This is a genomic window from Natrinema sp. LN54, assembly GCF_052439245.1.
Classification (GTDB): domain Archaea; phylum Halobacteriota; class Halobacteria; order Halobacteriales; family Natrialbaceae; genus Natrinema; species Natrinema versiforme_A.
Map to the genome: position 1 here is coordinate 73,992 of NZ_JBQVRP010000008.1, position 12,808 is coordinate 86,799.

At 56.7% G+C, this 12,808-nt stretch carries 15 protein-coding genes; 11 read left to right on the forward strand and 4 right to left on the reverse strand.

Annotated features, from left to right (window positions below):
* The first annotated feature begins 240 nt into the window (after nt 1–240).
* From ACT4ML_RS19760 to ACT4ML_RS19795, 8 genes are all read left to right on the forward strand, one after another.
* Nucleotides 241–1,497 (forward strand): phage NrS-1 polymerase family protein, encoded by a 1,257-nt coding sequence (locus ACT4ML_RS19760; RefSeq protein WP_444722389.1) that lies wholly within the window; start codon nt 241–243, stop codon nt 1,495–1,497.
* A 193-nt stretch (nt 1,498–1,690) separates the two neighbouring features.
* On the forward strand, nt 1,691–1,966 hold the full coding sequence (locus ACT4ML_RS19765) for a ribbon-helix-helix domain-containing protein (RefSeq protein WP_006182422.1): 276 nt from the start codon (nt 1,691–1,693) through the stop codon (nt 1,964–1,966).
* Nucleotides 1,947–2,240: a type II toxin-antitoxin system RelE family toxin gene (locus ACT4ML_RS19770; protein ID WP_006182421.1), complete on the forward strand. Its 294-nt coding sequence runs from the start codon at nt 1,947–1,949 to the stop codon at nt 2,238–2,240. The genes ACT4ML_RS19765 and ACT4ML_RS19770 overlap by 20 nt, the downstream gene beginning before the upstream one ends.
* A gap of 242 nt (nt 2,241–2,482) precedes the next feature.
* The gene (locus tag ACT4ML_RS19775) at nt 2,483–2,713 is read left to right on the forward strand and encodes a UPF0175 family protein (RefSeq protein ID WP_444722390.1); all 231 of its coding nucleotides are present in this window, start codon (nt 2,483–2,485) and stop codon (nt 2,711–2,713) included.
* A gap of 125 nt (nt 2,714–2,838) precedes the next feature.
* The gene (locus tag ACT4ML_RS19780; RefSeq protein ID WP_444722391.1) at nt 2,839–3,132 is read left to right on the forward strand and encodes a PadR family transcriptional regulator; all 294 of its coding nucleotides are present in this window, start codon (nt 2,839–2,841) and stop codon (nt 3,130–3,132) included.
* Between the two features lie 200 nt (nt 3,133–3,332).
* Complete coding sequence (locus ACT4ML_RS19785) at nt 3,333–3,692, forward strand: MarR family transcriptional regulator (RefSeq protein WP_444722392.1); 360 nt, start codon at nt 3,333–3,335, stop codon at nt 3,690–3,692.
* Complete coding sequence (locus ACT4ML_RS19790; RefSeq protein WP_444722393.1) at nt 3,689–4,030, forward strand: PemK-like protein; 342 nt, start codon at nt 3,689–3,691, stop codon at nt 4,028–4,030. The genes ACT4ML_RS19785 and ACT4ML_RS19790 overlap by 4 nt, the downstream gene beginning before the upstream one ends.
* A gap of 710 nt (nt 4,031–4,740) precedes the next feature.
* On the forward strand, nt 4,741–5,637 hold the full coding sequence (locus tag ACT4ML_RS19795) for an SOSS complex subunit B family protein (protein WP_444722394.1): 897 nt from the start codon (nt 4,741–4,743) through the stop codon (nt 5,635–5,637).
* Nucleotides 5,638–6,094: 457 nt separating this feature from the next.
* On the opposite strand, the gene ACT4ML_RS19800 is transcribed toward ACT4ML_RS19795, so the two are convergent.
* The 3 genes from ACT4ML_RS19800 to ACT4ML_RS19810 are packed head-to-tail and all read right to left on the reverse strand — an operon-like array spanning nt 6,095 to nt 8,679.
* Nucleotides 6,095–6,919 carry a nucleoside phosphorylase gene (locus ACT4ML_RS19800; protein WP_444722395.1) on the reverse strand — a complete coding sequence of 275 codons (825 nt, stop codon included), beginning with the start codon at nt 6,917–6,919 and terminating at the stop codon, nt 6,095–6,097.
* A gap of 39 nt (nt 6,920–6,958) precedes the next feature.
* Nucleotides 6,959–7,564, reverse strand: a complete 606-nt coding sequence (locus ACT4ML_RS19805; protein ID WP_444722396.1) for a class I SAM-dependent methyltransferase — start codon at nt 7,562–7,564, stop codon at nt 6,959–6,961.
* Nucleotides 7,561–8,679, reverse strand: coding sequence for a cysteine desulfurase family protein (locus ACT4ML_RS19810; protein WP_444722397.1), 1,119 nt, complete (start codon nt 8,677–8,679; stop codon nt 7,561–7,563). The genes ACT4ML_RS19805 and ACT4ML_RS19810 overlap by 4 nt, the downstream gene beginning before the upstream one ends.
* Nucleotides 8,680–8,953: 274 nt before the next feature.
* Between ACT4ML_RS19810 and ACT4ML_RS19815 the strand changes: the two genes are divergently transcribed.
* Nucleotides 8,954–9,277: a rhodanese-like domain-containing protein gene (locus ACT4ML_RS19815; RefSeq protein WP_444722398.1), complete on the forward strand. Its 324-nt coding sequence runs from the start codon at nt 8,954–8,956 to the stop codon at nt 9,275–9,277.
* Nucleotides 9,278–9,526: 249 nt separating this feature from the next.
* Here the strand turns inward: ACT4ML_RS19815 and ACT4ML_RS19820 are convergent, their stop codons facing one another.
* Entirely contained in the window at nt 9,527–10,261 is a 735-nt protein-coding gene (locus ACT4ML_RS19820; RefSeq protein WP_444722399.1) for a helix-turn-helix domain-containing protein, read from the reverse strand.
* Nucleotides 10,262–10,350: 89 nt separating this feature from the next.
* Between ACT4ML_RS19820 and ACT4ML_RS19825 the strand changes: the two genes are divergently transcribed.
* Together ACT4ML_RS19825 and ACT4ML_RS19830 are read left to right on the forward strand one after the other, a co-directional pair.
* Complete coding sequence (locus tag ACT4ML_RS19825) at nt 10,351–11,463, forward strand: MBL fold metallo-hydrolase (protein WP_444722400.1); 1,113 nt, start codon at nt 10,351–10,353, stop codon at nt 11,461–11,463.
* Nucleotides 11,464–11,467: 4 nt separating this feature from the next.
* A complete protein-coding gene (locus tag ACT4ML_RS19830; protein WP_444722401.1) occupies nt 11,468–12,757 on the forward strand; it encodes an MFS transporter in 1,290 nt (429 codons plus the stop codon).
* The last annotated feature ends 51 nt before the right edge of the window (nt 12,758–12,808 follow it).

Sequence of the window (12,808 nt, forward strand, 5' to 3'; positions counted from 1 at the left end):
TTGTATCTCTTGTCCGGGGTAATTGTTTGTCCGGGGTAAACCGATCCACGGGTGTCCGGGGTAAAAACCACCAGACTGGGGTACTGTCCAGGGTAAAATTCAGGCAAAAACCAACTAGTATACAACGGGTTGCACCCGTTGGACAGGGTCACGGACAGTCTACCAGCCAATGGCATGTTTATCAGCATACTGATGGGTGGTATGCGACCAGATGGACGCGAAGTACGAGGCGGATCGGCGATGTCTGAACAGACAGTTTCGGTACTTCCCGAGCAGTTACGTGAGCGCGACCAGTGGGTGTGTTGGCGAGAAGAGTCTCGAGACGGGAAGCCGACCAAGATCCCGGTGACACCTATGAGTGGTGAGTTCGCCTCCTCGACGGATCCCGAAACATGGGCGTCGGTCGAAACTGCGCTCGAGTACGCCGATTCGGGGGATGCAAATGGCATCGGGTTCGTGTTTACCGACGATGATCCTATCGTTGGTGTGGATCTCGATGACTGCCGAGATCCGGAGACTGAGACCGTCGAGGACGCAGCACAGGACATTATCGAGCGGCTTGATTCCTATACGGAGATTTCTCCCTCGGGAACTGGCTTCCATGTGCTCATTGAGGGAGAACTCCCGGACGGACGGAATCGACGTGGAAACATTGAACTGTACGACATAGCCCGGTTTTTCACCGTGACTGGTGACACCCTCGAGGAGTCTCCTAGTCGCGTTGCTCGTCGACAGGATGCACTCGAGGCGATTCATCGTGAATACGTCCAAGACAGTGAGAGCGATGGAGCGTCCGAGTCAGGGTACCGTGGTGTGACTGACGAGCAGGCTTCGACCGGCACAGCAGTCGATACCAACGTTGACCTCGAGGACGAGGAACTGCTCGAAAAGGCCCGAAACGCGTCGAACGGGTCAAAGTTCGAGCGATTGTGGAACGGGAACACGGCTGGGTACGAAAGCCAGTCAGAGGCTGATATGGCGCTATGCTGTCTGCTGGCGTTTTGGACTGGCGGCAACCACACTCGAGTGGATACCCTCTTCCGCCAATCAGGGCTTCTCCGCGAAAAATGGGACGACGTCCACTACGCCGATGGATCGACGTACGGCGAAAAGACCATCGAACGAGCGATTACAAGCACGTCTGAGTTCTACGATCCGGACGCTCGAGACAACTCGAGTGACGCGAATTCCAGACAGAGCGAGTCGTCGACCGCCGGCAGTCGTGACGAACCAGCGGAAAATCATGCATATCTGGTCGAGAAGAATCGACTGTTGACTGACCGCGTCGACGACCTCGAGACAACGCTCGAGGAGAAAGACGAACGTATTGCCGACCTCGAGGCGACCAACGAAGCGCTTCGAGAACAACTCAGAGACTGTCAGGAGACACTCGAGCGTCGTGATCAGGCTTCGAACCCCGAGATGGATGAGGCCAGTGCTAATAAAGGCGACTCGATCTGGGGCCGTGCAAAGCAATTCGTTGGGGACGGCGACTGAAACCCGATTCATCGCTCCCCGCCGGGTTTATCGACTCCCGGAGGGGTGAGGAGTTCAACGATGACTGTAATCAACCAGGGAGACGAACAACGCATTGCGTGGTTGTACGGACCGGTTGTGAGGTGTGGCCATAATCTGATTTCAGCAATCTCGACGGTACTGTTTTGTGTATGTACTACGAACGTACAAGCGTATGTCCGAAGCTGAAACCAACAATGGTGATCCTGAGATTGAACGAATCAACCTTCGGATTTCCCAGTCTTTCCGCGAGGTCGTTGATGAGACGTGGCGCGAGCGGGGATTCAATAGCCGAAGTGAGTTTATTCGCTACGCACTGCGAGAGTCAGTGAATCATCCGGAGGGTGCTGGGTTCTGGAAGGACCTTGCAATTAGTGAAGCACAGTTTGATGACGGTGAGAGCCGCTCGAGCGAGGAAATCAAAGCAGCATATGGGTCCGACGACGAATGACGACGATTGGGAGTGGGCATTTTCGTCTCGAGCAGAAAACCAACTTGCGCAGTTACCTACAGAAACACAGGACCGAATCATCACGAAACTCGATGATGTCGTGTCCTCAGAGTGGCGCGAGCCAGCTGACTTCCTTGAGCCATTGACTAATTCGCCGTACAAGAAGTTACGAGTTGGGACCTATCGACTGGGGTGTCGGCTTCGATCGGAAGAACGCATCTTACGCGTGGAGAGCGTTCGGAAGCGAGACGGAGCATATTCAGCGGATGATTGATAAGTTGTTGAGACTCATAGTGTGGAGAGTTCAACGATAATACCTGAATGAAACGTTCTAATGGCTACTATAGTCCTCGCTTCTTGGATCGATAGCTGAGTTGGGCACTCGTAGTATGGAGTGGCAGCCTCTCGAAACACACTCGTTACTGGCATATTCAGGAATTGCCAGTCAACTCAAATCGACGACGTCAGACGAGGACACACTAATGACGCTGCCGCTCGAGTACACACCTATAACCCATGACAACTGATCGTTGCAGCCCCCATATCGACCATACTGTGGAGTTCGCCACTACTATCGGGCTCTACGTGCTCGGTGAAATCTCCCTAGGGAAGGCTGCAGAGCGAGCTGGTATCACCCGCTGGGAGATGACAGAGATTCTCACTGCAGCCGGTGTTGAGATTCGACTTGGCCCACAGACCATGGACGATCTCAAGGACGAGCTCGAGACAGCGCTCGACATCGAATGAGCGAGTCGTCCGCTGTGGTTTTGTCAAGATCTGAGACTTGCTTCTCACGTACATGCTATCCCTGAAACACATTTTCTTTCACTAGTTCTCGGAACGCTTATATCTCCATATCCAATAATTTCGATATGTACGATCTGACTGGCTTTCAGCGTGATGTCTTGTATGTGATCGCCGGCCAAGACGAGCCCCATGGACTTGCGATCAAAGACGAACTCGAGGAGTACTACGAGAAGGAGATCCATCACGGCCGGCTGTATCCCAACCTCGACGAGGTCGTCGACAAGGGCCTCGTCGAAAAAGGCAGACTCGACAAGCGAACGAACTACTACACGATCACTGCCCGCGGCCAGCGCGAGCTCGAGGCCCGGCGCGAGTGGGAAGACCAGTACGTCGATGAATTCGACTCGAGCGACGAGTAACTAGTTCGACCGGGTATCGGAGGACGGACCCTCCCTCGTACGAATACGCCGTTTCCTCGGGTGCCGCGCTTGGTCGAATCGAACAGATTCTCCCGTCTCGAGTCTCGTTGTGACGTGTAGTTGATATGGAGTGTTTCTCCTCGCTATCGCTGTAACAAACATCCCAAACAGATATGGATCAACGGCACCAACATCAATCTATGTCGAGCGGCACCATCGATATCGACGAGTTCGAGAACGCCGACGACGACGAATTCGAGGGCCGAAATGACACCGAGCAAATCGTGCTGTTCCTGGATGAGAACGACGACCGAGCGTGGAAGGCGGCGACGATCGCTGAACAACTTGAGCTGGATACAGATGCTGTCAGTGCGATTCTCTCGCGACTGAAGGAACGAGGTCTTGTGCGGCACAAGCGCCCGTACTGGGCGATCACAGACAACGAGGAACGGCTCCGAACCGCCTACCGACTTCACCAGCACCACCAGACTGCAGACGAACAGTACGGCGAAGAGCATCTCGAGGAGTTGAAAACTGACGAGATGGAGGAAGTACGGTGACGGCGTTCGATGAACTGAAACGTGGTGACATTATCTGGGGGACCGATCCGCTCTCGGACAAAGGACGTCCAATGCTCGTTCTGGGAACACCTCAGTTCCCAAACCACGGTGTACAGCTCATCACCGTCCTAATCTCCACAAAGGCGTATCATGAAGAATCACTCACGCTCCGCGACAACGACTACGAGGGCGATCCACTCGGAGAACAGAGTCACGTACTTCCGTGGTCGCTTGCGACCCTCAACAGTGCCGCAGAGGTCGAACTTCATATGACGTCTCTTATCGAGGAACGCACTGAAGACATTGCGACACAATCGATCGGCTACATCTCCTCCTAAGGGAACTTGCTGCCATCAACGATCGTACCGGAACCACATGAACTGCTCTACCAAGGGCTGGGAAACGCCCCGCAGCAAGTACAAGCGGTTTATCAAGACCCGTGCGTCGCTACTAGACTCTCGATATTAACGGATTTCCGGCTGACGAGTTCCCGTGGGAGCAGAGCTTTCCCGGTGATCAAGATGGCCTCGCCCTCTCTGAGTCCGCTAGGCATCGGTTGTGTGACCGAGCGTCGAATCCGGATAGACGGTGTTTCCCAACGGCCCGCCCCGCTCGCCTCTGCCGCCTTCCGGTGAGCAAAGCTCACCGATGTCTCGTTCGCTTCGCTCACGAGACCTCCGCGTCGCTCGCGACCGACCATTCCGGGCTGCCTGCCTGCAGTCGCGGGCGGGCTGCCGGGCTAAAATGCATGTGCCCTCGGCGCCAGCACCAAGCGCGCTTTCGGTTGCGTCTCTCTCGCTCCTGACGTCGCTCGCTCGCCGGACGCGAAACCGGCTTGTGTGCTGGCCGCTCGCTCCGGGCGGACGGCGCGCGGTACTGGTTGGAACACCTCATTCAGGCGCGCTCTCGCTCGCGCCCAGTAGGGCGCTCGCGAAGGCGCGAGCGAGAGCGCGCAGATGGATCTAGTCGGTCAGTGTCGTCGGAAAACCGCGATGTAAGGGCATCGCGGTGGCAGGCGCGTGAGCGCCTTCGGAACTAGTGAGTTCCAATGTCTAGTAACAACTCGAGTAGCAAGGTCGTTACGGTCGATGAACAGGCACTCAAACAGGCGGACGAGAAAGATGTCGATGACGACAGCTTCCCGGTCGTCGACGAGACGCCAGAATTCGAGGCAACGGTCAAGCAAGAGGTCCAAGCAAAGGTGGATGCGAACCACCCGGACGGGATCGTCGACACAAACGACGACCGGATTCACGGTGCGACCCTCGAGCAAGAAGAGCGGATTCGGGCTCGAGAAGCGGAACTCGAGCGGATCAGTGCACAAGCCGAGTTCGGACAACAGCAGGGACGAGCGAAGCGGGCGCGAGACATCGCTGCACGACGAAGTGCAGAGCGGCGTAAACGGTTCCAGAAGCGGGCAGCGAGTGTGGAGCCGATGGCGGATCCAGAGCGACCGGATCCCCAGACGGACCTCACACGATCGCAACTGGCGGCCGTGAACGAGCAGTCGATACGGTTAGCCGAAAAGCTCGATGGCTGGTCTCGAGCGGCAATCAGTCGGCGGCTGGCCGAGGTGGTCGCCGACGGACAGGATCTCACGAGTGCGGTCGTCAGTGTGTTCGAGGAGTTGCAGACAGCACCAGGACAGATCGTGCCAATCGGGACACTCGAGGATGTGAGTCGACAGAAAGTGAGCATCGAGGGGCGTGTCGAGACACTCTGGGATCCATCGCATCCAAGCATTGCACAGGTCGGACTCATTGCGGATGACAGTGGCCAGACGCGTGTGACCATCTGGGAGAAATCAGAAGCGCCGTGGATCGAGGAAGGCGAACGAGTGCGCATTCATGGGGCGGCGCGGAACTGGTACGAGGGACGTGTCTCACTGGCCGTCACCGGCTGGTCAACCCTTCAGTTCCCTGAACGCGGTCGGTGGTGGGAGTAGCTGGTTAACGCGGCCTTCTTTTTTGCTACGTGCCAGACCGACCCAGACCCCTCCTTCCCACCCTCCGCTCCGTGCTCGCTCGGAAGACTCACTACGTTCGTCTTCCCAGCTCTCGTTCGCTCCGCTCACGAGACCGTCGCTGCGCGCGCAGCCACAACCTTAAGACAGTTAATTAAGGACCATCTCTGACCATTACTATTGAGATTCTATACAGTTCTACCTCATTGGGTCTAAACGAGGCCATTTTTGGATTGAATTCTGCAGCGCCCATACATTTGGAACGGAGTAATCGCAAGATAGCGTGGCAATTGTCAGTCGAACGGGTCTGATTTTGCTTTCGTTCGATGGGCGATAGGGCAAGTGGATGTCACCGGGATTCGCGTACAGCCAAACTCGTCGGAAATCAGAAAATCAATCACTGAATGATGCTGTGCCCACCATTACATCGTTCCTGAACTTATCGCTGGATACGTCGATTCAAAGATCTCCAAGCCGTAGCAGACGCGTCGATTACCTCTAGTGCATCCTGACTCCCATCTGCTTCCCCTTTCTCGAAATCCTCCTCTGTCTGCCCCATTTGGTTGGTCACGTGGGCGAAGCAAACGACTGGCTGCTCTCGAACGTTGGCGAACGTGTAGAGTGCTGCTGCCTCCATTTCGACAGCAAGAATCTCGTCTGATCGGGCACGGTCGATTGCAGTCTCCGTTTCCCGAAACGGTGCGTCCGTTGTCCACGTTGCTCCTGTGTATACAGGTCGAGACACGGTTCTGCACCTCTCCTCGACCGAAGCACGAAGCTCTTCATCGAGAGTTGCATAGCGACCCGTCGAATGGTAATGGTGACTCGTTCCTTCGTCGCGGAGCGCACGCTCGATGAGAACGAAGTAGGGCGGATCGTCCTTGGGTACGATCTGTCCTGAGGAGGTGACGCTTATGAGAAACTGGCAGCCTGCGGCGAACAATTGCTCTGCAAGCAGCACAGCGAACGGTGCCCCGACAGCACACCCGACAATTCCGAACTCCTCGCCGTTTCGTTCGAACCGATAGAGGTCAGTGTGATAACCGGGCCACGCTTCATCTTTGTGTGCTTCGCCGGTGGCCGACAACCGGCGCACAATATCTCCATCTGGACCGAGGATACAGATATCCGGAACTGAGTGTTCTGGGAGGTCTTTCTGCCGTCGAGCGTTCTCCAGCAGTGCTTCCGGCGAGAATACAGATGATTCGTCGAATTCTTTCGCCTCGAAAAGCGGAGACGAGTCCGGATCGGACGAGTCAGTCATGTAGTTCGTGTTCACGGAACCCGGACAAGGATATTGTGGTCACTCGGGCAGCGTCCCGACTACCGCTGAGATCGCGGCTTTCGATGGATCTGTGCTCTCGAAGACTTGCTCGTCGGAGATACCCAAGAAGAACTCCTGGTCGCCCTCAATGTATTCAAGTATCGTGTCCGCCAACGCCTCAGAGTCCCGGTGAACCATCCGCTGGAAGTAGGAACCTTCTCGCTGGAGATTCGATTGAACGTACTCGGAACGTGTGTTCAACATGAGTGCAACGAGAGTCCCTCCAGGAGCGAGTACGCGAGTCGCTTCCGCAAGGACTGCACCGATATCGGGAATGAATTCGAGTGTCGAGACGGAGACGACAGCATCAACGGACGCAGCTGCGATAGGGAGCGCGGTCGCATCACCGAGAACGAACGGTGCAGTAACTCGATCCTGTGCTGCCTGGATTATCGCCTCCGAGCGATCCACTCCGATCATTTCGTGATCGGGAAACCGTTCTTCGAGCGAGCCGATGCCGCATCCAACGTCCAAAATCCGGTCGTCCGTATCGACGTGCTGTTTCACGTATGCGGCCTCGCGATCCATGACCGCCGTCCCAAACTCGCTCTCACAGAATCGAATGAAGCTCTCGACGTCGCTCATCTCCTCGCCTCTTCGAGAACGCGTCCGAGTTGATCTTTGACGTACTGGACGTCTTCGCTCATCGTATCACGGCCCAGTGAGAACCGAACCGCGCCGAATGCCAGGTTCGTATCGATGTCCATCTCCATCAGAACCCGCGAGGGGGATCGATCACCGGAGTGGCACGCAGACCCGCTCGACACAGCGATGTCGTGGTCAGCGAATGCCTGAACGAGATCAGCCCCCGACAACTCAGGGAATCCCATCATCGCGTAGCCCGGAAGTCGCCGGTCGGGGTGACCGACGAGGGTTGCATCGGTTTCGGTCTGGAGTGTGGCGACCAGTTCATCACGGAGTTCACCCAGTCGTTCTCTCCGTTCCGCCATGTCATCCACAGCGAGTTCAGCAGCTTTCCCCATCCCGACGATCCCTGGGACGTTCTCGGTTCCGCTACGGAGGCCCCGTTCTTGACCGCCGCCGTGAATTATCGGCTCCAGTTCGACGCCGTCACGGACATACAACGCACCCACGCCCTTTGGTCCGTAGAACTTGTGCGCACTGAGGCTCGCCAAGTCGAGTCCGAGCTCATCGACGTCGATTGGAATCTTCCCGGCTGACTGGACCGTGTCCGAATGGAACAGGACATCGTGCTCGTCGGTGATTTCGCCGATAGTTTCCAGCGGCTGGATGACCCCGGTTTCGTTGTTGGCGTGCATAACGGAGACGATGGCTGTGTCCGGTTGAATCGCATCTGCGACGTCCGCTGAATCGACACGGCCGTCTCGCCCGGGAGTCACCCGTGTTACGTCGATACCGTGGTCTTCCAGCCAGTTGGCCGTCTCAATCACCGCTGAGTGTTCGATAGTCGTGGTGACGACGTGTTGCCCGTCAGCCGCATCGACGGCACCTTTGAGCGCGAGGTTGTCTGCTTCGCTCCCTCCGCCCGTGAACACGATGTTCCGAGCACTCGTACCGAGGAGATCGGCGACTGCTGTTCGTGCGTTGCGGACCGCGTCAGCCTCGGCGGTCGCATAGACCGCCGATGGGTTGCGGTAGTGGTCTTCGAGATACGGCTGCATCGATCTGGTAACCTCCTCGTGGGGTTTCGTTGTCGCGGCATGGTCCAAGTATATCATGTGTAGTAGGCCTCGGGACGCAACATCAGTTCATGACCTCTTCAATTTAGAACTGAAACGGCCCTCCACCATAATTAGTGGTCGCAGTTCCTCCTATTGGAGAATCCCCACCGGGACACAAGTCATCAACTCTCGAAGCTTCTGTCTGCACTTCAGAATCATTTTAGAGACTAACGGCTCTGTGAAACCTCTCTCTGAATACAGAGGACACAACATCATTCCCTCGTTGCCGAAATCACCGTCCTCTTGGTTCTCGATAAGAGAAGTGATGTAGATGACTACTATTGACCCCGAAACGCTTCGAACGAAGTTGGAGAATGGTGAGGACATCTGTGTAGTCGATATTCGGTCAGAAGAGGACTACGAGGAAAACCATATCGAGAATAGCGAGAACCACCCTATTCGAGAAGCGCTCCTTTCAGGGAATGTTGAGGAGGCGTTGGCAGAGTTGGACGACCTCCCGGCCGACAAGAAACTCGTTATGGTATGTGATGCGGGGGTCGCCTCAACCGAAACTGCCCGGAAGCTCCAAGACCAAGGAATGAACGCGAGTGCCCTTGATGGCGGTTTGAATGCGTGGGAGCAGAGTCAAAAGTAATCGAGAGATTCGTGCCCTGTGTTCAGCACCAGCGTTGGAACCTATCGCAGGCTGTGGATTTCAACAAAGCCAGGCCAACAAGCCCGGGCGGGGTGAACTCTCTGCATATGGAACGTGTCTCGGTTCCTGCAATCTCGAAGTGGACGGGATCAGACCTCGGGCGACTATGGAAGATTGCTTGCGAGTCGTCAAAGACGCTGAGAGGATGCTGATGATTGGGTAACCCTCCCCTGCTGAATCGCTGACAGTCTAGTCAGCAGCCTGTTCCGCCTGTCGTGTCTTTTCAACCTGCAGCGGGTCAGCCGTCGATGTCGCGGTGACCAGGCGCAAGAACTGTCCCGCGTTCGTGAGGAGTTTGTTCTCGGCCTTTCGGAGGTGTTCTTCGTACGTCGAACGAGCGACGGCCGTCTGATCGGCCAGGTCTCGAAGCGAGGTCTTCCGTGGTTGCTCGTAGTACCCACTTTCCAGTGCTAATTGGAGCGCTGCTAACTGCCGATCAGTGATGTCTTCGAACAGTTGATTCGCCGGAGCCAGCATACTGTGGGGAATCTGTTTCTCCGAAATCGAGGTTTTCGAGAGCAGTTCGATCTCTCTGTCGGATCGCAGATCACCGAGCAGTTCTCGAATGTCCTCATCGTCGAACGCGACCACCGTGTAGTGCTCCCAGCCCTGGCGGTAGATCGTCGGCGACTGATACAGACAATTGTGTTCCTCGAAGCGGTCGATAATCGACTGTTCAAGCGAACAAAGGCAGGACTGCGTGACGACGTGATACCCGTCGTCGTCCTTCGATTCGTGCAGAATGGTCCCGAGTTGGTTAATGTCGTCAAGCAACTCGTCCGTCGGTGTCGCCTCTGATGTGATTTCCAGCACTTGGCAGTCGCTCAGCGGCCACTCACGGATGGTCAAGTCCGGGTGACGTTCCGAAATCTCCCGGTATGGACACTCGTGTTTGACGCGGATCGAGGCCTCGTACAGACTCATACGGATAACTTTGAACTGGTCAAAATTAACAGTACCGGTCATGTCCGGCAGCGCCTATATGCGAATATACCTGCTATTCAGGAATACCGATGCAAGAGATACCGCCGGAGCAACTCAGCGAACAGTTGCAAAGTGGCGACGAGGACACGCTCGTCCTCGATATTCGCCACGAAGAGGATTTCGAAGAGTGGCACATCCCGGGTAGTATCAACGTCGATGTCTACGACGACTTGACCGAAGACCCTGAACAAGCCAAGGAAGCCCTCTCAGATCTCCCCCGTAACGAACAGATCGTCACTGTCTGTGCTGCCGGTGTCGTCTCGGAGACCGCGACGGAAGTGCTCCAAGAGCTGGACTACGACGCGGTGACGCTCACGGACGGAATGAACGGTTGGAGCCGTGTCCACCGACACGCAGAAGTACCAGCTGACCTCGATGGCACGCTCATTCAGGTTGCACGGCCGGGGAAGGGTTGCCTCTCACACGTCCTCATCTCGGGTGGTGAAGCCGCGGTCTTCGATCCATCACATTACCTCGCTGAGTACGAGGCGATTCTCGATGAATACGACGCCGAACTCGTCGGCGTCTTCGACACGCACTCCCACGCTGACCACGTCTCGGGTGCTGCAGAACTCGCCGACCGACACGGCGTTCCCTACTACCTCCACCCGAAAGACGCGCTCGCCATCGACGCAACGCCGGTTGAGGATGGACAGAGCGTGACGGTCGGAAGTCTCGATATCGAGGTCATCCACACACCGGGACACAGCGAAGGGAGTGTCTCGTTCGATATCGACGGCGCTGCGCTGATCACGGGCGATACGCTCTTCCATGAGAGCGTGGGACGTGTCGAACTCGGTGTTGAAGCTGGAATCGAAGACTCTGACGTCGAAGGGAACGCTGCGACGCTCTACGAAAGCCTCCAGCGGCTGATGGACAGATCGGACGATGCAGTTGTCTTGCCAGCACACGATCCTGGGTCGCCTGAACCGCCTGTGACCGCGACCCTTGCGGAAGTCAAAGACCGGAACGACGACCTTGGCCGCGACCGAGAGGAGTTCGTCCGCGAACTCGCAGCTGACATCCCGGATCACCCGCCGAACTTCGAGCGCGTCAAGCGGACGAACGTCGGACAGGAATCGGTCCCTGCCGAGGAACTGGCCGAGCTGGAACTGGGTCCCAACAACTGCGCTGCTGAATGAATCCATGAGTACGGGAACTGAAATCAAACAAGGAATCCGCGAGCACCTCGGACAGTTCTCATTACACGTTCTGCTGGTGTTCGCCACCGGCCTGACCATCGGATCCGAACGGACCGTCGTCCCCGTTCTGGGAGAGGAGGTCCTCGGCGTCAAGTCGTTCTTGGTTATCGGTTCGTTCGTCGTCTCGTTCGGGATCGTGAAGTCGATCCTCAATCTCTACGCTGGCAAATGGGGTGAGGAGTACGGCCGCAAGCCAGTACTCGTCGCTGGGTGGGCAACGGCACTACCCCTACCGATCATCTTGATCTTTGCTCCGAGCTGGGGCTGGATCACCGTCGGGAACATCCTGTTGGGTATCAACCAAGCGTTGACGTGGAGTATGGCGATCAACGCGAAGATCGACCTCGCAGGACCCGACCAGCGTGGCCTTGCGGTCGGCATCGACGAGTCGTTCGGCTACACTGGCGTTGCCGTCGGGGCATGGATTACAGGTGTTATTGCCGGTCAGTGGAGCCTCCGGCCGGAGCCGTTCTACTTCCTCGCCATCGTCGTCGTGCTGGCGTTCCTCATCTCCATCTTCCTGATCAAGGAAACCGTCCAGTACGCCCAAGCTGAGGGAGACGACGACCACCACGACGCGAATCTGCCGTTCAACGAGGTAGTGAAGCGAGCGACCTACGGTGACAGGACGCTGTTCGCAGCCGCGCAGGCCGGCCACATCGAGAACTTCGTGGATACGCTGTTCTGGATTGCCGTCCCGCTGTATCTGGTAAGCCAGGGTCTTGGTATTGCGGCTGTCGGTGTCGTCGTCGGTGTCCACAGCGCGATGTACTTCCTCCAGATTGCGACCGGTGGACTTGCTGACCGTATTGGTCGCCGGCCGCCTGTCATCTGGGGGATGTTCCTCGCAGGTGCCGGCGTCCTTGGAATGGTACTCGTCGAGGGGTACCTCGCGTGGGCAGTCCTGGCCGGTATCTCTGGTCTTGGCATGGCGTTACTGTATCCGAACCTGATGACTGTGCCAAGCGACGCCGCCCACCCGACGTGGCGGTCTGCAGGGATGGGAGTCTACCGAATGTGGCGTGACTCCGGCTATGCCGTCGGAGCCATCCTGATCGGGCTCTCGATGGAGTTCGTCAACGCAGAGGCCGCATTCTACATGACTGCACTCCTGATGTTCGTCTCCGGAGCAGTCGTGTATGTCTGGATGGAGGAGACACACCCAGACTTCGGCACACATGAGCCTCCCGCACCTGCTACAGAGCAACCGGCTCAGACAGTTCCGCAAGATTAGACCAGCAGGACGTTCTTTTCAAAAGCACCGACTGTATCATACGTTCTCTTT

What these genes read in the sequence shown, in the direction of transcription:
- ACT4ML_RS19760 (WP_444722389.1), top strand. Translation starts at nt 241, where the DNA reads ATGTCTGAACAGACAGTTTCGGTACTTCCCGAGCAGTTACGTGAGCGC.
- ACT4ML_RS19765 (WP_006182422.1), top strand. Translation starts at nt 1,691, where the DNA reads ATGTCCGAAGCTGAAACCAACAATGGTGATCCTGAGATTGAACGAATC.
- ACT4ML_RS19770 (WP_006182421.1), top strand. Translation starts at nt 1,947, where the DNA reads ATGGGTCCGACGACGAATGACGACGATTGGGAGTGGGCATTTTCGTCT.
- ACT4ML_RS19775 (WP_444722390.1), top strand. Translation starts at nt 2,483, where the DNA reads ATGACAACTGATCGTTGCAGCCCCCATATCGACCATACTGTGGAGTTC.
- ACT4ML_RS19780 (WP_444722391.1), top strand. Translation starts at nt 2,839, where the DNA reads ATGTACGATCTGACTGGCTTTCAGCGTGATGTCTTGTATGTGATCGCC.
- ACT4ML_RS19785 (WP_444722392.1), top strand. Translation starts at nt 3,333, where the DNA reads ATGTCGAGCGGCACCATCGATATCGACGAGTTCGAGAACGCCGACGAC.
- ACT4ML_RS19795 (WP_444722394.1), top strand. Translation starts at nt 4,741, where the DNA reads ATGTCTAGTAACAACTCGAGTAGCAAGGTCGTTACGGTCGATGAACAG.
- ACT4ML_RS19800 (WP_444722395.1), bottom strand. Translation starts at nt 6,919, where the DNA reads ATGACTGACTCGTCCGATCCGGACTCGTCTCCGCTTTTCGAGGCGAAA.
- ACT4ML_RS19805 (WP_444722396.1), bottom strand. Translation starts at nt 7,564, where the DNA reads ATGAGCGACGTCGAGAGCTTCATTCGATTCTGTGAGAGCGAGTTTGGG.
- ACT4ML_RS19810 (WP_444722397.1), bottom strand. Translation starts at nt 8,679, where the DNA reads ATGATATACTTGGACCATGCCGCGACAACGAAACCCCACGAGGAGGTT.
- ACT4ML_RS19815 (WP_444722398.1), top strand. Translation starts at nt 8,954, where the DNA reads ATGACTACTATTGACCCCGAAACGCTTCGAACGAAGTTGGAGAATGGT.
- ACT4ML_RS19820 (WP_444722399.1), bottom strand. Translation starts at nt 10,261, where the DNA reads ATGAGTCTGTACGAGGCCTCGATCCGCGTCAAACACGAGTGTCCATAC.
- ACT4ML_RS19825 (WP_444722400.1), top strand. Translation starts at nt 10,351, where the DNA reads ATGCAAGAGATACCGCCGGAGCAACTCAGCGAACAGTTGCAAAGTGGC.
- ACT4ML_RS19830 (WP_444722401.1), top strand. Translation starts at nt 11,468, where the DNA reads ATGAGTACGGGAACTGAAATCAAACAAGGAATCCGCGAGCACCTCGGA.